The organism is Pseudoalteromonas sp. NZS37 (assembly GCF_015864265.1).
Lineage (GTDB): Bacteria > Pseudomonadota > Gammaproteobacteria > Enterobacterales > Alteromonadaceae > Pseudoalteromonas > Pseudoalteromonas arctica.
This window is the reverse complement of record NZ_JADYXL010000001.1, coordinates 615758-637143: the sequence shown is the minus strand read 5'-3', so window position 1 is coordinate 637143 and position 21386 is coordinate 615758. Positions and strand designations below refer to the sequence as shown.

Genomic DNA, 21386 nt, shown 5'->3' with positions numbered 1-21386 from the left:
TTTTACTTTGTGTAGGCGAGGTTTAGGCTTCTCCTTCATCCTCTTTATTTTTTTCAGCCTCTTTGTACCATAATGCAAAAAAGCACTCTGTTAATTTATGCTCTATCTCAAGCGCTTTTTCTGTTGGGCAAAACAAGGTAAAGCTTGCTTTAAATTCACCTAAATCGGTTGTACCAAAGTGAATTACTGGTTCTGGGCCAGATATTTTTGCATCAAGTTTACGCTCAATCATCGAATTATAACGGCTTGCTACTTCTTGAAACTCTTCGCAATACAGCTTAGCTTGCTCAGTTAATGTGTCGTGAATAGGGTACGGATTAAAGCTCTCTCTTCGGACAATAATAAAATGATGTGTAACAAAGCGTTTTACAAAGTTTAAGTTTTTAATAGAGCTGGTAATCAGCTTATTATTAGGTATGTATATGGTTTTTCTAGAAAATTGATAAGTATGTATATCAATTTCATGCATGGTTGTTTTTATCCAATCCGTTTCAGCTACTTCACCAAAATAATCACCAACTTGTATCCAATCACCGACTCTAAACGGGCGGGTTGTTACGAGGTAAAAAAAGCCTATTACACACTGAATAAACTCACGCGTTGCAAGTACAATCGCCACAGCAAAAGCAGCAATAGAAAGTGCAAAGTTTTGAATTTCGGTAGACCACACAAATAGCAGCGATATCATCATTACAAAATTAATAAAATGCTTAATATTGTGTGCGATGTAACGAATATCTTTTTCTTTTTTTTCTGCGCGATTTTTAGCCAGCTTATCAACAAGTACTTTTAGTACAAATGCAATTGTGATCATTACAATTGAAAGAAGAAACGGATGCAGCAATATATCTTTAGTCATAATATCCAATTAAACGCGAGTTGATAAAAACAGGCTCAGTATATTGATTTATTAAACCAATTAGCAAATTTAGTGCAAAAAAAGTAACCAATAAAAATGGAGAAACGCTATTGAGTTACTTCATCAGTGCAATGTTTGTGATTTTTAGCCATTCTTTTTCGGCATATGAGTACAAGCTCAATGGCTGAAATAAAGATTAGAGTATAGCCAAGCGTTTCTATACCCTCTTCAACAATGTTTTTTACTGCACGTACGTAGTCATCGCCCATTACTGAATGCCAAAATGCGCCTTTGCCCATCATTCGCGAAAATGCGAGTAAAGTAACCATGCCTGATAAGCAAATTCCATAACTAGGAGTGAAGCTATAGGCTTTTAAAGCGTTAAAAATACTTCCTTTGTTTGTTATTAAATAAACAAACACACCAGCTAAAATTGAATAGACGATACTTTGCCAAGCGCCATCAAAAAAGTATAAGTCGAGGTAGGTATCAAACTCTCTTACAAACATCATTGCCGATAACGCAGCAAGTAATACTGCCGGTATTTTGAGTTGAAAGTTAATTCGCGAAGCATAGAAAAACAAAATACAGCTTAAAAAAGTTAAAACATCTTGCATATGTTCAGTAAGAGTTTCTTCACTGTAAAGTGCATACTGTTTTAATTCAAAGCCTTCAAGTTGAATTAAATGAGCAACACCCGCTAGGCATAATAAATAAATAAAAGATCGCAGTAAAAACATAAATAACCAAGAGAAACTATAAATGCGCGAGATTCTAATTGTAAAAATGCCTTAAAGCCAAAACAAAATTTAAACTTTTAATATTTTTATTGGTCTAAAATTTTTGCTGTTAAAATAATGGCTTAGATATTTATTTAATGTTGAATGGATGTTTTTAATGTGACGTTTTAAGTAGTTTATTTTGCAAAATATAACAAGCATTAAAAAGCCCTTACTATTTACTTAGCAAGGGCTTTTTATAATTGAGAACTTAGAGTTTAGCGCCTAGCGCATCGTTACAAATTCTTCCGAGCCTGTCGGGTGAATAGCCACAACGGCATCAAAATCAGCTTTAGTTGCGCCCATTTTCATGGCAACGGCAAAACCTTGAATCATTTCATCAACCGCAAAACCAATACCATGTAGGCCAACTACTTTTTCGTCTGGGCCGGCACATACAAGTTTCATTTTACAAGGCTGGCGATGTTTAGTTACCGCTGTGTACATAGCCGTAAAACCAGATTGGTAAATTTTAACGTTTTCTTCGCCGTACTGAGAAATAGCTTCTTGCTCAGTCAAACCAATAGTACCAATAGGTGGATGACTAAATACAACAGTAGGGACTAAGCTGTAATCCATTTTTAAATCATCTGGTAGTTCTTTATTAAATAAACGCTCAGATAAAGTACGGCCTGCTTTTACTGCTACCGGTGTAAGTTCAATACCATTTTCGATGATATCGCCAACCGCGTATACATTTTTAGCTGTGGTATTTTGATACTCATCAACTTTTACAAAACCACTGCTGTTTACTTCTACGCCGGCTGCTGCAACGTTAATAGCATTGGTTGTTGGCTCGCGGCCAATGGCCCAAATAACTTGATCAACGTTATGAGTTTTGCCGTTATCTAAATGCAGTGTTACAGAGCCATCATCTTCTTTTACCAATTTATTTGGTACAGATTCTGTATGAAGAGTAGGGCCTTCGGCAGCCATTACTTCAACAAGCGTATCTACAATATATGGGTCAAAACTACGAAGTGGGGCATGCTTACGTACAAATAAATGTGTTTCAGTACCTAAACCATGTAATACACCAGCAAGCTCAACGGCTATGTAGCCTGCGCCTATTACTGCAACGCGTTTAGGTTGCTCTTTTAATTCAAAAAAGCCATTTGAATCGATACCGTGTTCAGCACCTTCAATATGCGGAATGCTTGGGCGGCCGCCTACTGCAATTAATATATGATCGGCTGTGTAGTGCTCGCCGTTTACTTCAACTGTTTTATTATCTACAAATTTAGCAAAGCCTTTAATTACAGTAACGCCATTGCTAGCAAGGCCACTGTCATAACCTTTATGAATTCGGCCAATGTAGGCTTCACGGCTTTCTACTAGTTTGCTCCAATCAAAGCCTTTAACTTCAACATTAAAGCCGTAATCTGGGGCATATAAATTAATTGCTTCGGCAACCTGAGCACCGTGCCACATTACTTTTTTAGGTACACAGCCCACGTTTACACACGTGCCGCCCATGTGTTTTGCTTCTATAAGTGCTACTTTAGCGCCACGCATTGCCGCTCTATTTGCAGAGGCAATACCACCACTGCCACCACCGATTGCAATATAATCAAAGTGTTGTGTCATTTTATGTCCTTAGGCGTTGAGTTTTATGCGCATTAGCATAACATTAAGTTTTAAAAATAAAGAGTGTTTAGGTGACCTATGTTTAGTAAAAAAACATTCGAATTTCTTGCTCAGCTTGATAAAAACAATAATAGAGACTGGTTTAACGACCATAAATCACAGTATGAGGAATACGTAAGAGAGCCCGCTTTAGATTTCATTAGGCAAATGCAAGCACCACTTGCTGAGGTTTCTAGCCATTTTGTCGCATCAGATAAAAAAGTGGGCGGTAGTTTAATGAGAATCCATAAAGACGCGCGTTTTAGTAAAGATAAAACCCCGTATAAAATTAATGTAGGGATTCAATTTCGCCATTTTATGGGAAAAGACGTACATGCCCCGGGTTTTTACTTTCACTTAGCAAATGACGAATGTTTTGTAGGTGCTGGTATTTGGCGACCAGAATCAAAGGCGCTTAACGCAATTAGAACCTGCATAGATGAAAACCCAAATAGCTATAAAAAAGCAATTTATGATGAGCAATTTAAATCTATATTTGAAATGTCAGGAGAATCGCTAAAACGCCCGCCAAGAGGTTTTGAAAAAGAGCATCCCTTAATAGATGAGCTCAAACGAAAAGACTTTATAGCCATTAGCTCGCTTACTCAAAAACAAGTATGTAGCAATAATTTAGTTGATACGGTACTAGAACGTTATAAAGTGGCCGACTCATTAATGGGTTATTTGTGTTTTGCTCTGGAGCAACCTTATTAAAATTAAACAACTTAAAAGCGGCTGAGTTGTTTTTTTACTTTTAGACCCAATTTAAAACGTAATGCATTAACGCAAAGAGAGTATTTATGAGCAACCCATTAATTGGCCTTGAAGGCTTACCACCATTTTCAAAAATAAAGCCTGAGTACGTAGTACCAGCACTAAAAGACGGTATCGAGCTTTGTCGTAAAGCCATTGATGACGTGTTAGCTAAAGGCTCGTATACGTGGGATGACTTAGTATTACCCCTTGAAGAAGCTGACGATAAATTATCGCGCATGTTCTCCCCTGTATCGCATTTAAATTCAGTAATGAATAACGACGAATTACGTGAAGCTTACGAGCAGTGCTTACCGTTAATATCTGAATATTCAACATTTGTAGGTCAGCACCAAGGTTTATACAACGCGTATAATACGCTTTATAACAGTGACGAATTTAAAACGCTGACTACAGCACAACAAAAAACAATTACTAATGCGCTACGCGATTTTAAATTATCGGGTATTGCTCTGGCGGCAGAGCAGCAAACACGCTACGGCGAAATTAGCGCGCGTTTATCAGAGCTTGCCTCAAAATTTGGTAACAACGTAATGGATGCCACACTTGCTTGGCACAAGCATATTACTGATGAAAGCGATTTAGCAGGCTTGCCAGAATCTGCTTTAGCACTTGCAGCTGATACAGCAAAAAGTAAAGAATTAGAGGGTTGGTTATTTACACTCGATTTTCCATCATATTTACCAATAATGGCTTACGCAGATAACCGCGAATTACGCAAAGAAACTTACACCGCGTTTTCTACGCGCGCATCAGATCAAGGCCCTAACGCCGGTGAGTTTGATAACTCTGACATTATGAGTGAGGAGCTTGCGCTTCGCCATGAACTTGCACAGTTACTAGGGTTTAACAGCTACGCTGAAAAGTCACTGGCAACTAAAATGGCCGAAACACCAGAACAAGTATTCTCATTTTTAGAAGACCTAGCGGCTAAATCAAAACCACAAGCAGAGCAAGAAGTGGCCGAGCTAAAAGCGTATGCTGAGCAAAAACACGGTATTTCTGAATTAGAAGCATGGGATTTTGGTTACTACAGCGAAAAGCTTAAGCAAGAAAAGTATGCAATTTCAGACGAAGTACTACGTCCTTACTTCCCAGCAAATAAAGTGCTTAGCGGCTTATTCGAAACCGTTAATCGCTTATTTGGTATTAGCGTAAAAGAAGTTACTGACTTTGATACTTATCACAAAGATGTACGCTTTTTTGAAATTGTAGATAGTAGCAATACTCTACGCGGACGTTTTTATCTCGATTTGTACGCACGCGACCACAAACGTGGCGGCGCGTGGATGGATGACTGTATGGGTCGTAAAGTACGCGCTAACGGCGAACTACAAACTCCAGTGGCTTATTTAGTGTGTAACTTTAATAAGGCGGTTGGCGATAAACCGGCACTGTTTACTCATGACGAAGTAACTACTTTATTTCATGAGTTTGGTCATGGTATTCACCACATGCTTACACAAGTTGATGCCGCGCCAGTGGCTGGCATTAATGGTGTAGCGTGGGATGCGGTAGAGCTTCCTAGTCAGTTTTTAGAAAATTGGTGTTATGACGAAGAAGCCCTGAGCTTTATTTCAGGTCATTATGAAACGGGTGAGCCGTTACCTAAAGAGTTACTTGATAAGTTACTTGCTGCTAAAAACTATAACTCAGGCGTACAAATGCTACGTCAAATTGAGTTTTCGTTATTCGATTTTAAAATCCATAACGATTACAAAGTGGGTGAGCAATGCCAAATTCAAGCAGTACTAAACGATGTACGTAGCCGCACATCAATCGTTAAACCGCCTGAGTTTAACCGTTTTCAAAATGGTTTTAGCCATATTTTTGCCGGTGGTTATAGTGCAGGTTACTACTCGTATAAATGGGCCGAAGTACTTTCTGCTGATGCATTTTCTAAATTTGAAGAAGAAGGTATTTTTAACGCTGATACAGGGCAAGCCTTCATGCAAAATATTTTAGAAAAAGGCGGCAGTGAAGAGCCAATGGAATTATTTAAAAAGTTCCGTGGTCGTGAGCCAAATGTCGACGCGTTACTACGCCATAGCGGTATTGCTGTTTAAAAATTAATATTTAGCACAAACCAAATTAAAGCGCCTATATGGCGCTTTTTTATTATTTTAAAATTATTATCTAATAATTTTTAGTAATTTCATCCTACCGTACTATGCTTTTAGCACACCTAATAAAATGGACTAAGGCATGGCAAAGTTGGTATTGGCAATTGATGACGACAAGTATGTTCATCATATAATTGAAGAGTCTTTAGCAGGGTTTTGTAAAATAATTCATGCAAAAGATGGCGATGAAGGATTAAGGCTAACCAATAAATACAACCCAGATATTATTTTACTCGATATTGAAATGCCAGGTATGTCAGGTTATGACGTATGTAAAACAATAAAGCAAAGTCAAAATACTCAGGATATTCCCGTTATGTTTCTCTCATCTAAAATAGAGCTAAGCGATCGGGTAAAAGGTTATAGCGTCGGCGCATCTGATTACATTACAAAACCTTTTAATGCAGAAGAGTTAATAGCGCGAATAAAGGTACTTTACGAATATAGGCAAAAATGCGCAAAACTAAAATTGGATATAGTAAAAGCGAATAAAACAGCTGAAATGGCAATGACAGAGTCAGGCGATATGGGGCGAATAATGCGCTACGTTGGACAAAGTTATCACGCTAATAATTTTCAATCGTTGAGTGAATACTTTTTTACCTTTTTTGCTCCTTTAAATTTAGATGTTGTGGTTGTGTTTTGGTATCAAGGAAAAGGTATTTTTTACAGCCAGCAAAGTGGTGTTTGCCCGTTAGAACAAGAGCTGCTTGAGCAACATCGAAATGCTCAACGATTTGTTGATATTGGTAGCAGCACTATCATTAATTATCCCAAAGTGTCCCTTTTGATAAAAAATATGCCAGTTGATAACGATGCTTTGTATGGGCGCTACAAAGATCTGTTCCCGCATATATTAGAAGTAACCAACGAGAAGGTTGTTACCATGGAAAGAAGCGAAAGCAGTTATGAGCAGGCAGCTCAAATAAGTACAGCCCTTCAAGATATTGTTAAGCAGTTAACTACTCAAAATGTAGAGCAAAACAAAAGTACTAAAGAGTTTATAGAGCAGCTACATGAACTTGACTGCGCTATTAAGCTACAACAAACACAAGCAAACCCTGCGGATCTCACTTTATATATATCTCAATTGGATCAAACAATGCAGTTATTTGTATCGGCTAATAGTGATTTAGCCTTTATCAAATATCAGCTTAAACAAGTTGCCGAAAGCCGCAATGAACTTATATCTAATTTACGTACTAAAGCGGAAGCCGCAAAGGTCAATACGAATCATCATAGTGATATAGAGCTATTTTAGTGCTTTAAAGTAAAGCGGTTGATATACTACAGGCGTATTTTATCGTCGGAGTTTATTGTGGTTATTCAGTGTGCTTTTAAAGAGTTACGCCCTTATTTAAATGAATTAGAAACACGCTTTGGTTTAGCCCAATGGGCGCAAAATTGCAGTGGCTTTAGCTTACATTACGATGATAAAGGGTTAAGTCTATTTAAAACCGACGAGCCTAAACTAGGTGCAATTAACGTTGATTTTGTAACCGGTGCTGCCGCCCATAGGCGTAAGTTTGGCGGTGGTAAAGGGCAAGCAATTGCCAAAGCGGTGGGTTTAAATAAAGGCGCAACGCCTGTTGTACTTGATGCTACCGCTGGTTTAGGGCGAGATGGTTTTGTACTTGCCTCGCTAGGGTGCAAAGTTATATTACATGAACGTCACCCGGTTGTAGCTGCACTTTTATACGATGGTTTAAAGCGAGCCTATAGCGATATTGAAATTGGTTTGTGGATGAAAGAAAACATGAGCCTAATATTTGGCTCAAGCCATACTTTGCTCTCTCAATGCGAAAGCATGCCTGATGTTGTTTATCTAGATCCCATGTTCCCGCATCGCGAAAAATCAGCATTAGTTAAAAAAGAAATGCGCGTATTCCAAGAGCTTGTTGGTGCAGACAACGACGCTGACGACCTACTTAATTTTGCCTATCCACTTGCCAGTAAGCGTGTTGTTGTAAAGCGCCCCGATTACGCTCCATTCTTAAACGAAAAAACCCCAAGTATGCAGATCAAAACCAAAAAGAACCGTTTTGATGTCTATGTAAAGGCGGCAATGGTTTAAGCATCAAAACAAATCGACGTTATATCCCTAGAATTTATCCATGTAAGAATCGTTATATTGGGTTTGATCATAGGATCTAGCCTTTTGAATCTAGGATCTTATTACATTTTCATGTTAGAATTTGCGCAATTTTTTGGCATAGCAAAGTAGCACAGTAATGATCTTAGATGATATTCGCATTGTTTTAGTTAACACGTCACATTCGGGCAATATTGGTTCGGCGGCTCGCGCCATGAAAACCATGGGTTTATCAAAACTTTATTTAGTTGATCCTGCTTGCGAAATAGACAGCCAAGCAAGTGCATTAGCTGCAGGCGCAACTGATGTTTTAGGCAATGCAGTTATTGTAGGTACCGTTGAAGAAGCTATCGCTGACTGTACATTAACGATTGGCACAAGTGCGCGTTCTCGTACGCTTTCGTGGCCAATGGTTGAACCACGTGAATGTGGTGAAAAGCTCGTTGCTGAAGCCGTAAATGGTCCTGTAGCGCTAGTATTTGGTCGTGAAAACAGTGGTTTAACTAATGAAGAATTACAGCTTTGTAATTACCATGTATGTATTCCTGCTAATCCAGAGTACAGCTCGCTTAATTTAGCTATGGCGGTACAAACACTTAGCTACGAAACTCGCATGGCATTTTTAAATCAACAACCTAAAAAGGTTGAAGAAGACGATGCAGTTTACCCAAGCTCAAAGCAAACAGAGCTGTTTTATGATCACCTTGAAGACACGTTGTTTAAAACAGGTTTTATCATCAAGCAACACCCTGGTTTAGTTATGACTAAATTACGCCGTTTGTTTAACCGAGCTCACCCTGAAGATGCTGAAATGAATATTTTACGCGGTATTCTCACCTCAATTAATAAGGCTATCCCTAAGTAACTTAGGTATAGCTATTAGTTATAAAAGACCTAGACTAATTAACGCGCTAATACTTGACTAAATTACTCAGGTAATTACAATGGCTGTAATACTTGACCAAAGAGGTCAAGTATTGAAAATTTGTTAACTCTACAATTTAAAAGTAAGAGTTTCTAAATCAAATTTTTATCAAGTGATAATACTTGACTAATTTACTCTGGTAATTAAAATTTGCACTCTTTTGTGCAGGGGGCGTTATGAAGTTAACATCAAAAGGCAGATATGCCGTTACAGCTATGCTGGATGTTGCACTACACACAGGTGTAGGTCCTGTAGCCCTTGCTGATATTTCACAAAGACAAGAAATTTCTTTGTCTTACCTTGAACAATTATTTGCTCGTTTACGTAAAAATGGCCTAGTAAGTTCTGTTCGTGGACCTGGTGGTGGTTATTTACTAGGGCGTGAAGCGAGCGTTATCTCTGTTGGCGATATTATTAGCGCCGTAGACGAGTCGGTCGATGCAACACGTTGCCAAGGTGCCGATACCGGCTGTCAGAGTGGTATGCGTTGTTTAACACATAATTTGTGGTCAGACTTAAGCGCACGCATAGAAGAATTTTTGAATAATATTACCCTTGCTGAATTGGTGGAAAAATCAGATGTGAAAGAAATAGCATCGCGCCAAGATAACAGTATTAATAATGCAATTAAGCAGTTGGAAAACATTCAAGTAAGCTGTCAACTTTAAGGTTGACCTGCAGCGGAGAGAGAAATGAAGTTACCGATTTATTTAGATTACGCAGCGACCACGCCTGTTGACGAACGTGTTGCTAAAGAAATGATGCAATGCCTGACAATGGACGGTAAGTTTGGTAATCCTGCGTCACGCTCACACCGTTTTGGTTGGCAAGCAGAAGAAGCTGTTGACCAAGCACGTACAGATATTGCTGATTTAATTAATGCAGACCCACGTGAAATTGTTTTCACATCGGGTGCAACAGAATCAAATAACCTTGCTATTAAAGGTGCAGCACAGTTTTACAAGAAAAAAGGTAAGCACGTTATTACCGCTAAAACTGAGCATAAAGCTGTAATCGACACATGTCGTGAGCTTGAGCGCCAAGGTTTTGAAGTAACTTACATGGACGTTGAAGAAAACGGCCTACTTGATTTACAAAAACTTGCCGACACAATGCGTGACGACACAGTACTTGTAAGCATCATGCACGTTAATAACGAGCTAGGTGTAATTCAAGATATCGCGACTATTGGCGAAATGTGTCGCGAACGTAAAATTATGTTCCACGTAGATGCAGCGCAAAGCGCGGGTAAAGTACTAATCGACGTGCAACAGCTTAAAGTTGATTTTATGTCGTTCTCTGCACATAAAGTGTATGGCCCTAAAGGTGTTGGTGCACTTTACGTTCGTCGTAAACCACGTGCTCGCCTTGAAGCGCAAATGCACGGTGGCGGACATGAACGCGGTATGCGCTCTGGTACACTAGCAACTCACCAATTAGTGGGTATGGGCACAGCGTTTAAAATTGCTAAGCAAGATTTCGAAAAAGATCACGCACACATCAGCGCCTTACGTAATCGTTTAATCGACGGCATTATGGCTGATATGGACGAAGTATACTTTAACGGCACGCAAGACCAATCAGTACCTGGCATTGTAAACATCAGCTTTAACTTTGTTGAAGGTGAGTCGTTACTTATGGCAGTAAAAGACATTGCAGTATCGTCAGGTTCAGCCTGTACATCTGCAAGCTTAGAGCCTTCTTATGTATTACGTGCACTTGGCCGTAACGACGAATTAGCACATAGCTCAATTCGTTTTAGTATTGGTCGCTTTACTACCGAAGAAGAGATTGATTACACCGTCGAATTAATGAAAAACTCTATCGGTCGCCTACGTGAGATGTCTCCACTTTGGGAGATGCATCAAGAAGGTATTGATTTAGATTCAGTTGAATGGGCTCACCACTAATAGTGTGAGCACATACCCTAGCAGGTAATGAGGATAGAATAATGGCTTATAGTGATAAAGTAATCGACCACGTAGAAAACCCACGTAACGTAGGTACTCTAGATAAAAATGATCCGTCAGTGGCAACGGGTATGGTAGGCGCACCAGCATGTGGTGACGTAATGAAATTGCAAATTAAAGTATCTGCCGAAGGCGTTATTGAAGATGCAAAATTCAAAACCTACGGTTGTGGTAGCGCAATTGCTTCATCTTCACTTGTAACAGAGTGGGTTAAAGGCAAAACGCTAGACGAAGCAGCGACAATTAAAAACACTGATATCAGTGCAGAGCTTGAATTACCACCAGTGAAAATTCACTGTTCAATTTTAGCCGAAGACGCAATTCAAGCAGCAATTGCAGACTACAAAAGCAAACAAGCGAAGTAAGAAGAGAAACTCATGGCAGTGACATTGACAGATGCGGCAGCAAACCGCGTACAATCATTTTTAGCAAACCGCGGTAAAGGTTTAGGCCTGCGCGTTGGCATTAAAACGACGGGCTGTTCAGGTCTTGCTTATGTACTTGAGTTTGTTGACGATTTAAACGAAGACGATGAAACTTTTGCGGCTAAAGGTGTCACATTAATTGTTGACGCTAAAAGCTTAGTTTACATCGATGGCACAGAGCTCGACTACACTAAAGAAGGCTTAAATGAAGGGTTTAAATTTAGAAACCCTAATCAAGCAGATGAGTGTGGTTGTGGCGAAAGCTTTACCGTTTAAGCTTAAAATATCTTTGTAGTATAAATAAGCCCTGCCAGTTAATGTAGGGCTTTGTTATTTCTGAATATTATTGGTTGAAGTTATGCGTTACTTTGAATTATTTGCAGTCCCCGTTGATTACAATATTGATTTAGCAACGGTTAACAAGCACTACTTGGAATTACAGCGTACTGTACATCCAGATCGCCACGCGAATGCGAGTAGCCGCGATAAGTTAATGGCAGTGCAAAGCGCCGCCGAAATTAACGATGCGCTACAAACATTAAAGCACCCAGTAAAACGTGCTGAATATATGCTGAGCGAGCTAGGCGTTGATATTCGTGCAGAGCAGCAAACCTTGCAAGATCCAATGTTTTTAATGCAGCAAATGGAACTTCGCGAAGAGCTTGAAGAGCTAACATCGTCGCGCGATCCTGATACCGCCATTGCAAATTTTGAAAAACAAATTAAGCAACTAAACACGCAGTACAGTGCACAACTTGCCGAACAACTAGCAAGTAACGATGAGCAGCAATATCAACTTGCCGCAGATAATATTCGTAAACTGAAGTTTGTTTATAAGTTACGTGACGAACTAGAGCGTATTGAAGACAGTTTATTTGACGATTAATTACTTGCTGCAAAGCGAGCAACACGAGTTTAAAGAGCATTATGGCATTATTGCAAATTGCTGAGCCGGGGCAGAGCGCGGCACCACACGAACATAAACTAGCTATTGGTATTGATCTTGGTACAACTAACTCATTAGTTGCAACAGTACAAAGTGGCGAAGCCCGCACGTTAACTGATGATCTTGGCGCGGCTATGTTACCGTCGGTTGTTCGTTATCAAGCAGGCGGTATTACTGTTGGCGCAGAGGCTGCACAAGCAGCAACGCAAGACCCTGCTAATACACTTATTTCGGTTAAGCGTTTTTTAGGTAAAACTCAGGCTGAAATAGAGAAAAGTTATGGGCAACTACCGTATGAGTTCTGTGAGCACAATGGTGCGCTAGCAATAGAAACTGCGGCAGGTAAAATCAGTCCAATTAAAGCATCAAGCCATATTTTAGCTGCATTAAAAGCACGAGCTGAGCAAAGTTTTGGCAACCAAGAAATTTTAGGGGCTGTAATTACAGTACCAGCGTACTTTGATGACGCACAGCGCCAAAGTACTAAAGATGCCGCAGAGCTGGCTGGTATTAACGTACTACGTCTATTAAATGAGCCAACAGCAGCAGCGGTTGCTTATGGTTTAGATTCTGGCCAAGAAGGTATTATTGCTGTTTACGATTTAGGCGGTGGTACATTTGATATATCAGTACTTAGATTACACCAAGGTGTGTTTGAAGTAATGGCAACTGGCGGCGACTCAAGTCTCGGCGGCGATGACTTTGATTCGCTCCTTGTTGATTACTTTAAGCAGCAAACTGGTGTGTCAGCGTTGTCACCCTCAGTTTTACGTTTATTCATCAATAAAGCAAAAGCCTGTAAAGAAGCATTAAGCCAATACGCTAAAGTAAACGTGGGTCTTGAGTTTGACGATCAAAAATACACAGTAGAAGTAACACGCGAAACGTTTGACGAAATGGCTATGCCTCTCGTTAAAAAAACACTGCGTTCGTGTCGTCGTGCTGTAAAAGATGCTGGCATAGAAAACGACGAAGTACTGCAAGTTATTATGGTAGGCGGTTCAACCCGTATGCCACTGGTACGTAGCCAAGTACAAAGCTTTTTTGATAAAGAGCCGCTAACTTCAATCGACCCTGATCGTGTTGTCGCTTTAGGTGCTGCGCTTCAAGCCGACGTGTTAATTGGCAATAAGCCCGATTCTGACATGTTATTACTTGATGTATTACCGTTATCGCTAGGTCTTGAAACTATGGGTGGTTTGGTTGAAAAAATCATTCCGCGTAATACAACAATTCCGGTAGCACGCGCGCAAGAATTTACGACGTTTAAAGACGGCCAAACAGCTATGTCATTACATGTGCTGCAAGGCGAGCGTGAGCTTGTTGATGATTGTCGTTCGCTTGCTAAGTTTAGCTTAAAAGGTATTCCACCAATGGCGGCAGGCGCTGCGCATATTCGTGTAACCTTTAAAGTTGATGCAGATGGCTTATTAAGTGTTTCAGCAATGGAAAAATCAACAGGCGTACAAGCTGAAATTCAAGTTAAACCTTCGTTTGGTTTATCTGATGACCAAGTAGCTAACATGCTAAAAGAGTCAATGAGCAACGCTAAAGGCGACATGCAAGCACGTATGCTTAAAGAGCAACAAGTAGAAGCATTACGCGTAATAGAAGCGCTTAATGCATCACTTGCAGCCGATGCTGCATTACTTGACGATATGCAACTTGCTAACTTACGCGCTGAAATTGCAGAACTGGTAAAAGTGCGCGAAAATGCACAAGAGCCTGGCGAAATTAAAGCAGCTATCGAAAAAGTCGATAATGCGAGTAGCGACTTTGCATCGCGTAGAATGGATGCATCAATTAAAAAGGCCCTTACAGGGCAGTCAGTAGACAACATTTAAGAGAGATTAGAATGCCACAAATTGTTTTTCTTCCACATCCTGAATTATGTCCTGACGGCGCTGCAATTGAAGCCCCTGCAGGCCAAACGGTACTCGACGCGGCACTTAAAAATGGCATTAGCATTGCACATGCCTGCGAAAAGTCGTGTGCATGTACTACGTGTCATTTAGTGATTCGTGAAGGATTTGATTCACTACAAGAGAGTGATGAGCTAGAAGATGACATGCTAGATAAAGCATGGGGCTTAGAGCCTGAGTCACGCCTTGGTTGCCAAGCAATTATAAGAGATGAAGACTTGGTGGTTGAAATACCTAAGTACAATCTCAATATCGTTAATGAAGAGCACTAGTTTTTAACGATGTATATATTAAAAGCCGCTGTTTGATACAGCGGCTTTTTTGTTTCAAAAAAGCATTTATAAACACGTAGCAGCGACTTTATGTCGCGTTTTTAAATCTCAAACGTTTTAAGTTAAATTTTTCTAATCTCAAACTTGAACATCAAAATGATCACGTATTTTTCAGATTATATAAACGCGGGGTAAACCCGCTGCTACGAGTTCAACCCAATCCCTAAAATCTATTTCGGAGGTTTATTTTGAGTAATCTTATTTTCTCAGACTCATTTATTAACGGCGAATTTTATAAAACTGATACGCACTTTAGCGTTAACGATCCCGCGACCGAAAAAAGTATTGTTGATGTAAGCGATATTGACGAGCAGGGTGTAAATAGAGCAATAACCGCAGCTCAAGGGGCTTTTGTTAAGTTAAAAGCGACGAATGCCACCGAGCGAAGCGAAACCTTGATGCGCTGGTATGAGCTAGTAATAAAGCACAAGCAAACACTTGCAGAGCTAATGACCAAAGAGCAAGGCAAGCCGCTCAAAGAATCTCTTGGTGAGATTAATTACGGTGCAGGTTTTATCAAATGGTTTGCAGAAGAAGCTAAACGTAGTTACGGAGATGTAATTCCGCCAACAGATGACTCGCATCGTTTAACTAGCTTTAAGCAGCCTGTCGGTGTTGTAGCTGGTATAACGCCGTGGAACTTCCCTATTGCTATGGTTACTCGTAAAGTAGCTCCAGCTTACGCTGCGGGCTGTAGCTTTATACTTAAACCTTCTGAACATACGCCACTATGCGCTATCGCACTTGCTTATCTGGCCGATCAAGCTGGTTTTGTTAAAGGTGCATTTAATGTACTGGTTTCACAAGATGCCAAAACAGTCGGTAAAATGCTGACTGATTCAGAAGTCGTGCGTAAGTTTACATTTACTGGCTCTACCGGTGTAGGTAAGCAGTTGCTATCGCAATGTGCAGACACAATTAAACGCACCTCGATGGAGCTTGGCGGTAATGCGCCTTTTATTATTTTTGATAATGCCGACTTAGATGAAGCTGTTGAAGGGCTAATGGCGGCTAAATTTAGAAATAGTGGGCAGGCATGTGTTGCTGCAAACCGTATTTTTATACAACGTAATATTCTCGACAAAGTACTGTCAAAAATCACGCCTAAGGTTGCAGCGTTAAAAGTGGCAAATGGTTTTGAAGACGATGTTGATATTGGTCCGCTTATTTACCCTAAAGCTAAAGAGAAAGTACAACAGTTAGTACAAGACGCACTCGATAAAGGTGCTACGTTGATTGGCGATAATAGTGACTTAGGTGGCAGCTTTCAAAACCCATTAATAGTAAACAACGTAACGACAGAGATGGATATTTACCACGAAGAAGTATTTGGTCCAGTATTAACGGTTATTCCTTTTGATGAAGAAAGTGAAGTGCTTGCACTTGCTAACGATGTACCATTTGGTCTAGCAGCCTACTTTTACAGCCAAAATATTAAGCAAATTTACCGAATTAGTGAAGGGCTTGAATTTGGTATGGTTGGTGTAAATGAAGGTGTTATATCAAACCCAGTAGCGCCTTTCGGTGGCGTTAAACAATCTGGTTTGGGCCGAGAAGGTGGGCATCAAGGGCTGGATGAGTACCTAGAAGAAAAATACGTGTGTATTAAAATATAACGGCAGTTAAGTATACGAGCGCGAATTTACTTCGCGCTTTTTTATGACGTTAATATGGCAGATATATGAACTTTACCTTTTACTGTTGCTACCCAAAGCGCTAAATGCTACCTTTGGGAACATATTTTTTGTTAATAAAACAACATAAAAAAACAAATAAAAAGTAAAAGGATTTCTATAAGTAGAAATAACCCCGTGTGTAAATGCCACCGTAAGGTGGCATTTTTTTGTTTGGATAGGTATAGGCTGTAATAAGCGTATTTTGAATAAAGGCATGGCTTTATAGGTGCTAACTTATAGGTGTGTAACCGGGTAAGTTATCAAAATCTACCTCATCTAGCTGCTCTGGGTTAGCATATTCATTGATATAATTTTTATAGACTTGCGACTCAATAAAAATAGCAAAAATGTCAGCATCAAGATGGTTTTTAGCAACCATTGACCCTAAAATAAATAAACACTCACTGACCGGTTTTGCTTTTTTGTAGGGCCTGTCTACTGCAGATAGCGCTTCAAAAATATCCGTAATAGCCATTAACCTTGCAGGCACCGACATTTGCTCTTTGGTTAAACCTCTTGGGTAACCAGTACCGTCAAGTTTTTCATGATGACCTAAAGCATATTCAGTCACATTACTTAAGTGTTTAGGGAACGGCAGGGCATCTAAAATATTTTTAGTTACATCCATATGACGTTTCATTACTTCACGTTCGGCTTCGGTTAACGTGCCTCTTCGTATTGTTAAGTTTTCAACTTCATCAGCTGAGAGCAATGGTGTATTAATATCATTTATAACGAGTTGGTATTTGTTTGCAATGCGTTCAATGTGCTCAAGTTCTGCATCACCTAAAAACTCGCCCCCTACATTCACACGCTGTAATAATGCACGGTCTAATGCCAACTGTTTAAGCTCGGTATCAAGTAGGCGTTCAAATTGTTGAACCTCGATAGGTTTTTGCAGCTTCATCGCACAGATGATTTTTTGCTGATACGCTATTTTTAAATCTCGGCTAATTATTTCAAATTTAGCATCTACATATTTTATTCGATCAAAAATAGTTTCTAGTTTTGTCGACTTTTCCATAATGTGATCGGGAGTCGCGATTTTCCCGCAGTCATGTAACCAGCCTGCTATATCAAGTTCATGCCGGTCGGCCTCACTCATCGAAAATGAAGCCAAAGGGCCTTTATTTATATCATGTACGGCATCAGCTAGCATTAACGTGAGTGCTGGCACTCGTTTACAATGGCCACCGGTATGAGGAGACTTTTCATCTATTGCCATCGCAATTGTTTCAGCAAAGGTTGAAAAAAGATCTTCCATTCCCTTAATTAGTGTCGAGTTAGTTAGTGAAATAGCGCCTAAAGAGGCAAAAGATCGAATTAGAGTGACAAGCTCTTCACTAAAAGGAATGTTTTTATTTTGCGCATCTTTTACATTTATAAGCTGGATTACACCAATAATGTCATCTTCATGATCTTTTAAAGGAATTGTTAGCATGGACTCAGAACGATAACCCGTGCGTGCATCCATTTTGCGAGCTGCGCTCATATCAAAGGGCAGGGCATCATACACGTCAGGAATGTTAATCACTTCGCCAGAATTTGCAGAGTGGGCAACAATAGCTGTTTCGTTTGGTTTGCCATCAATAAAAAGATCTATATTAGGAAAATCTACAGGGCTCCCTAAAGTGCCACCTAAATAAAGATTTAATGACTTATTTATTACCGTTTCAAACTTGAGTTGTTTGTTTGGGGTAATAGAGTAAATGCTGCCAGCATCAGAATTTGCTATCGACATCACAACTTGCAGTATTTCATCAAGTAACTTAGACGAGTTTTTTTCTGTTGTTAGCCTAATACTAATATCGATAAAATGCTGAAGGTTTGTTTTGTCTTTAATGTGCTGTCGCATATGTTTACTACTTTTTAGTATGTTTGAAGGCACCATTCCAATCCTTAGCGAGTGTTTGCAAATCAGTGCCCTTAATACGTTCGATAAAAATGGTATAAACGTCAGAGCTAAATACGGTCGTGCTGTGTAGTTCTTTAAATAAGCTAAGCGCTTGTGGCCAGTTTTTATTATAAAAAAGCGTCATGGCCTGCTGTGATTTTTTAACTTCATTTAACTGTTCTTCATCGAGCTTATCTGTAAAGTTTATAGGCTCAAACAACAGTACAGCCGTTGTTTTTCCGACAACTTGCACTTTATCTATTAAACGAAATGAAATATGAGGGCATTTTTTCATCGTTTCTTCTGTAACAAGAATAGCTACGCCATAAAATTTGGTCAAGCTTTCTACTCTAGCACCTAAATTAACAGTATCACCAAGAACTGTATAGGCTTTACGGTAAACCGAACCCATATCACCTACATTCATATCGCCAGTACTTAAACCGATACCAATTTTTATTGCAGGCTGATTGTTTTCTGCAAATAACTGATTTACTTGCGTTAACCCGTTAATCATACCCATAGCGGCTTCAACACCATGGCGAGCGTGGTTTTCATCTTTTAGTGGAGCATTCCAAAATGCCATCACCATATCGCCTACGTACTTATCAATAGTCCCGTTATGATCAAATATGATTTTGGTAATAGCCGTAAGATATTCGTTTAAATATTCACTTAACTGATGAGGCGACATACTTTCTGATAGTGAAGTGAAACTACGAATGTCGGCAAACAACACCGTCATATTTTTTCGCTCACTTTTTTGAGATAAACTTTTACCCTGTAGTATCATCTGATTTATACGCTCAGGAGGCATATATTGGTCAAACATAGATTTTATTTTTCGGCTATGTTTCATTTCAGCGATAGAACCAACAATGATGTAATAACCCGCTAATATAATGATGAGTAAAAGGGGCATTAATAAAGGTAAACTAATTTTTTGCACTGACCATAAATAAACGTTTAAAAATATAACGACACTTGTGACTGTAAGAGACAAAACAATAATAAAACGTGCGCTCTTACCGTGGCTAAAAAACGACAGTACGCTACCCGTTAATGCAATGATGAGTAAACTTGCTCCCAGTGACCAATTAGGTTTAGATGGCAGTAGCTCTGGGTGCATTAATCCTTCAAATATATTGGCATGAACCTCCACACCGGGATACTGTAAACCAACAGGTGTTGATCTTAAATCAGCGAGTCCAATTGCCGATGTGCCAATAAAGGCTACTGTGCCTTCTAACTCCTCTAAACCAATTTTTTTGGTCAAAATATCGGTAGCCGAATAATAAGGGAAGCTATGTGCACGCCCTTTGTAAGGAATTAATATTTGCCCATATTCATCAGTTTGAATCCACTTATCTTGAAACTTTATACCTTCGAATAACGTTATACCATCTAATATGTTGGAACGAGTTTCTATGTTTTCAGCAAGGGTATAAAGTCGAGCAACTTCAAGTGCTAAAGAAGGGTAGAGCTTATTGCCAACTCGATTTATAAGAGCTGCTTTACGTATAAAGCCATCTTCGTCACTATGTGCATTAATAAAGCCGGTGCCCGTTGTAGCATTTTGTAACTGTGGGATATTTACAATAGCACCAGGAAACTGGTTTATTTGTGAATTAGTATGATCCGCATTTGCCCATATAACACTGCTTTTAGCTGGCAAGTTTTGATTAGTGAGTTGTTCATCAATCAATAAAAAACCAAGAACAGTATCATTTTTAGATAATGCGCTTGCTAGTTTTGTGTCTGCATCGACTTGTTTAGTAATTTCAGCAAAGGGGATGGTGTACTTTTTTGATAAATCAGGAATTTCAGACATAATTTTTGTAACAGGGTTTTCTTCCTGTTCAGAAAAAAATATATCGAATGCAATAACAATAACACCTGCATCAGTAAGCTTTGTAACAAGGTCGGCTACTTTTGAGCGACTCCAAGGAAAGCGTCCTTGTTCTTGCATGCTCTTTTCATCGATATCAATTATTACAACGGTTTCATCAATACGCCTAGGCGTCTCTGAAAGCGTTAGTAATAAACGAGAGTCGTATATTATACCTTCTACGCGGTTCACTAACTTTGCAAGCGACCCAGTTGAAAATAGCTCTATTGATGCAATTAATAATGTAATAACAGCGCCAATGAAAAAGTGCTTTGAAGTAATTGGTTTTAAGGAGCTAATGAGTAACGCTCCTTGATAGACTAAAAATCAAAAACTCGTCCTTCTCGGCCGCATTCTATTTTTACCTGTTGAGCGTACTGCGTGTGTAAATATTTTTCTATAGCTAATAACTGTTCATCGGTTCTTGATGGATCGTGGCTAATAATAACCACATTTTTAATACTCGCTTTTATAGCAAGCTCAGCCACCTGATCTATGGTGCTATGCCCCCAACCATGTTTAAGAGGCAAGTCTGCATCTATAAATTGAGCATCATGAATTAGTAAATCAGCGCCTTCAATAAAGTTGACCCATTCGCTAATACTTGTGTTTGCTTTTTCTGGCGGATTTAGCTCATTGTCGGTAACGTAAGCCACCTTTTTTTCATCTGCTTTAATACAATAAGCAGTACCACCACCAGGGTGATTTAGTGGAGCAGTCGAAACCAAAAAACCATTAAGTGTAAATTGCTTTTGAGACGATAAATCAGTATTAAGCGTAATGCTGGCAGGTAAATCTTGATAACACACCGGAAAGTACGAACCACTCATTTGCTTTAATATGGCATCTTGGCTTTTTTTATCATCAACGTTACCCACAGTAATAGTTATATCGCGGTTAGGTTGGTAAATAGGTTTAAAAAAAGGAAACCCTTGAATATGGTCCCAATGGTTATGCGTTAGCAAAATATTGATAGGACTTTGTGTTTCTAGTAAACGTGTACCGAGTTCTACAATACCGGTACCAGAGTCTAAAATGAGATCTTTGCCATTATTTTGTTCGATGTACACACATGAGGTATTTCCTCCAAAAATGTGCGTATTACTTCCTGCTGAAGCCATTGAGCCTCTAACACCAAAAAATTCAACTTTCATA

Annotated in this window: 19 protein-coding genes; 13 read left to right on the top strand and 6 right to left on the bottom strand. The window is 39.4% G+C overall.

Going from position 1 to position 21386, the window contains the following annotated elements:
* Positions 1-22 precede the first annotated feature (22 nt).
* The 3 genes from I6F47_RS02880 to gorA all read right to left on the bottom strand — a co-directional run bounded on the left by I6F47_RS02880 (position 23) and on the right by gorA (position 3225).
* Positions 23-859, bottom strand: coding sequence for a mechanosensitive ion channel family protein (locus tag I6F47_RS02880; protein ID WP_024594472.1), 837 nt, complete (start codon positions 857-859; stop codon positions 23-25).
* A 107-nt stretch (positions 860-966) separates the two neighbouring features.
* On the bottom strand, positions 967-1599 hold the full coding sequence (locus I6F47_RS02875; RefSeq protein ID WP_024594473.1) for a hypothetical protein: 633 nt from the start codon (positions 1597-1599) through the stop codon (positions 967-969).
* A 264-nt stretch (positions 1600-1863) separates the two neighbouring features.
* Complete coding sequence (gorA, locus tag I6F47_RS02870; RefSeq protein WP_007586359.1) at positions 1864-3225, bottom strand: glutathione-disulfide reductase; 1362 nt, start codon at positions 3223-3225, stop codon at positions 1864-1866.
* 78 nt (positions 3226-3303) lie between these two features.
* Between gorA and I6F47_RS02865 the strand changes: the two genes are divergently transcribed.
* From I6F47_RS02865 to I6F47_RS02805, 13 genes are all read left to right on the top strand, one after another.
* Positions 3304-3978 carry a DUF2461 domain-containing protein gene (locus I6F47_RS02865; protein WP_007586365.1) on the top strand — a complete coding sequence of 225 codons (675 nt, stop codon included), beginning with the start codon at positions 3304-3306 and terminating at the stop codon, positions 3976-3978.
* Between the two features lie 86 nt (positions 3979-4064).
* Positions 4065-6104 carry an oligopeptidase A gene (gene prlC / locus I6F47_RS02860; RefSeq protein WP_169044942.1) on the top strand — a complete coding sequence of 680 codons (2040 nt, stop codon included), beginning with the start codon at positions 4065-4067 and terminating at the stop codon, positions 6102-6104.
* Between the two features lie 139 nt (positions 6105-6243).
* Positions 6244-7422 carry a response regulator transcription factor gene (locus I6F47_RS02855; RefSeq protein WP_007586368.1) on the top strand — a complete coding sequence of 393 codons (1179 nt, stop codon included), beginning with the start codon at positions 6244-6246 and terminating at the stop codon, positions 7420-7422.
* Between the two features lie 57 nt (positions 7423-7479).
* Positions 7480-8235 carry a class I SAM-dependent methyltransferase gene (locus I6F47_RS02850; RefSeq protein WP_024589847.1) on the top strand — a complete coding sequence of 252 codons (756 nt, stop codon included), beginning with the start codon at positions 7480-7482 and terminating at the stop codon, positions 8233-8235.
* A 157-nt stretch (positions 8236-8392) separates the two neighbouring features.
* A complete protein-coding gene (gene trmJ, locus I6F47_RS02845) occupies positions 8393-9118 on the top strand; it encodes a tRNA (cytosine(32)/uridine(32)-2'-O)-methyltransferase TrmJ (protein WP_024589846.1) in 726 nt (241 codons plus the stop codon).
* A 236-nt stretch (positions 9119-9354) separates the two neighbouring features.
* Entirely contained in the window at positions 9355-9846 is a 492-nt protein-coding gene (gene iscR / locus I6F47_RS02840) for a Fe-S cluster assembly transcriptional regulator IscR (protein WP_007586371.1), read from the top strand.
* Positions 9847-9870: 24 nt separating this feature from the next.
* Positions 9871-11088, top strand: coding sequence for an IscS subfamily cysteine desulfurase (locus tag I6F47_RS02835; protein WP_002958425.1), 1218 nt, complete (start codon positions 9871-9873; stop codon positions 11086-11088).
* A 41-nt stretch (positions 11089-11129) separates the two neighbouring features.
* On the top strand, positions 11130-11513 hold the full coding sequence (gene iscU, locus I6F47_RS02830; protein ID WP_007377675.1) for a Fe-S cluster assembly scaffold IscU: 384 nt from the start codon (positions 11130-11132) through the stop codon (positions 11511-11513).
* 12 nt (positions 11514-11525) lie between these two features.
* Positions 11526-11849, top strand: a complete 324-nt coding sequence (iscA, locus tag I6F47_RS02825) for an iron-sulfur cluster assembly protein IscA (protein ID WP_007377674.1) — start codon at positions 11526-11528, stop codon at positions 11847-11849.
* An 82-nt stretch (positions 11850-11931) separates the two neighbouring features.
* On the top strand, positions 11932-12459 hold the full coding sequence (hscB, locus tag I6F47_RS02820) for a co-chaperone HscB (protein ID WP_007586374.1): 528 nt from the start codon (positions 11932-11934) through the stop codon (positions 12457-12459).
* Positions 12460-12500: 41 nt separating this feature from the next.
* Positions 12501-14363 carry a Fe-S protein assembly chaperone HscA gene (hscA, locus tag I6F47_RS02815; RefSeq protein ID WP_007586377.1) on the top strand — a complete coding sequence of 621 codons (1863 nt, stop codon included), beginning with the start codon at positions 12501-12503 and terminating at the stop codon, positions 14361-14363.
* Between the two features lie 11 nt (positions 14364-14374).
* Positions 14375-14713, top strand: coding sequence for an ISC system 2Fe-2S type ferredoxin (gene fdx / locus I6F47_RS02810; RefSeq protein ID WP_165735300.1), 339 nt, complete (start codon positions 14375-14377; stop codon positions 14711-14713).
* Positions 14714-14961: 248 nt separating this feature from the next.
* Positions 14962-16389, top strand: a complete 1428-nt coding sequence (locus tag I6F47_RS02805) for an NAD-dependent succinate-semialdehyde dehydrogenase (RefSeq protein ID WP_197183301.1) — start codon at positions 14962-14964, stop codon at positions 16387-16389.
* 289 nt (positions 16390-16678) lie between these two features.
* On the opposite strand, the gene I6F47_RS02800 is transcribed toward I6F47_RS02805, so the two are convergent.
* The 3 genes from I6F47_RS02800 to I6F47_RS02790 form a co-directional block, all read right to left on the bottom strand.
* A complete protein-coding gene (locus I6F47_RS02800; protein ID WP_007586383.1) occupies positions 16679-18340 on the bottom strand; it encodes an HD domain-containing phosphohydrolase in 1662 nt (553 codons plus the stop codon).
* Entirely contained in the window at positions 18312-20423 is a 2112-nt protein-coding gene (locus I6F47_RS20705) for a CHASE2 domain-containing protein (protein WP_331458550.1), read from the bottom strand. Before I6F47_RS20705 ends, I6F47_RS02800 begins: the two co-directional genes overlap by 29 nt.
* Before the next feature lie 128 nt (positions 20424-20551).
* Positions 20552-21385 (bottom strand): MBL fold metallo-hydrolase, encoded by an 834-nt coding sequence (locus I6F47_RS02790; RefSeq protein WP_197102579.1) that lies wholly within the window; start codon positions 21383-21385, stop codon positions 20552-20554.
* Position 21386: the final 1 nt, after the last annotated feature.

Coding starts and splice junctions, on each gene's coding strand:
- I6F47_RS02835 (WP_002958425.1), top strand. CDS start 9,871: ATGAAGTTACCGATTTATTTAGATTACGCAGCGACCACGCCTGTTGAC.
- fdx (WP_165735300.1), top strand. CDS start 14,375: ATGCCACAAATTGTTTTTCTTCCACATCCTGAATTATGTCCTGACGGC.
- prlC (WP_169044942.1), top strand. CDS start 4,065: ATGAGCAACCCATTAATTGGCCTTGAAGGCTTACCACCATTTTCAAAA.
- iscR (WP_007586371.1), top strand. CDS start 9,355: ATGAAGTTAACATCAAAAGGCAGATATGCCGTTACAGCTATGCTGGAT.
- I6F47_RS02865 (WP_007586365.1), top strand. CDS start 3,304: ATGTTTAGTAAAAAAACATTCGAATTTCTTGCTCAGCTTGATAAAAAC.
- I6F47_RS02875 (WP_024594473.1), bottom strand. CDS start 1,599: ATGTTTTTACTGCGATCTTTTATTTATTTATTATGCCTAGCGGGTGTT.
- hscB (WP_007586374.1), top strand. CDS start 11,932: ATGCGTTACTTTGAATTATTTGCAGTCCCCGTTGATTACAATATTGAT.
- I6F47_RS02855 (WP_007586368.1), top strand. CDS start 6,244: ATGGCAAAGTTGGTATTGGCAATTGATGACGACAAGTATGTTCATCAT.
- I6F47_RS02880 (WP_024594472.1), bottom strand. CDS start 859: ATGACTAAAGATATATTGCTGCATCCGTTTCTTCTTTCAATTGTAATG.
- I6F47_RS02790 (WP_197102579.1), bottom strand. CDS start 21,385: ATGAAAGTTGAATTTTTTGGTGTTAGAGGCTCAATGGCTTCAGCAGGA.
- I6F47_RS02800 (WP_007586383.1), bottom strand. CDS start 18,340: ATGGTGCCTTCAAACATACTAAAAAGTAGTAAACATATGCGACAGCAC.
- gorA (WP_007586359.1), bottom strand. CDS start 3,225: ATGACACAACACTTTGATTATATTGCAATCGGTGGTGGCAGTGGTGGT.
- trmJ (WP_024589846.1), top strand. CDS start 8,393: ATGATCTTAGATGATATTCGCATTGTTTTAGTTAACACGTCACATTCG.
- iscU (WP_007377675.1), top strand. CDS start 11,130: ATGGCTTATAGTGATAAAGTAATCGACCACGTAGAAAACCCACGTAAC.
- hscA (WP_007586377.1), top strand. CDS start 12,501: ATGGCATTATTGCAAATTGCTGAGCCGGGGCAGAGCGCGGCACCACAC.
- iscA (WP_007377674.1), top strand. CDS start 11,526: ATGGCAGTGACATTGACAGATGCGGCAGCAAACCGCGTACAATCATTT.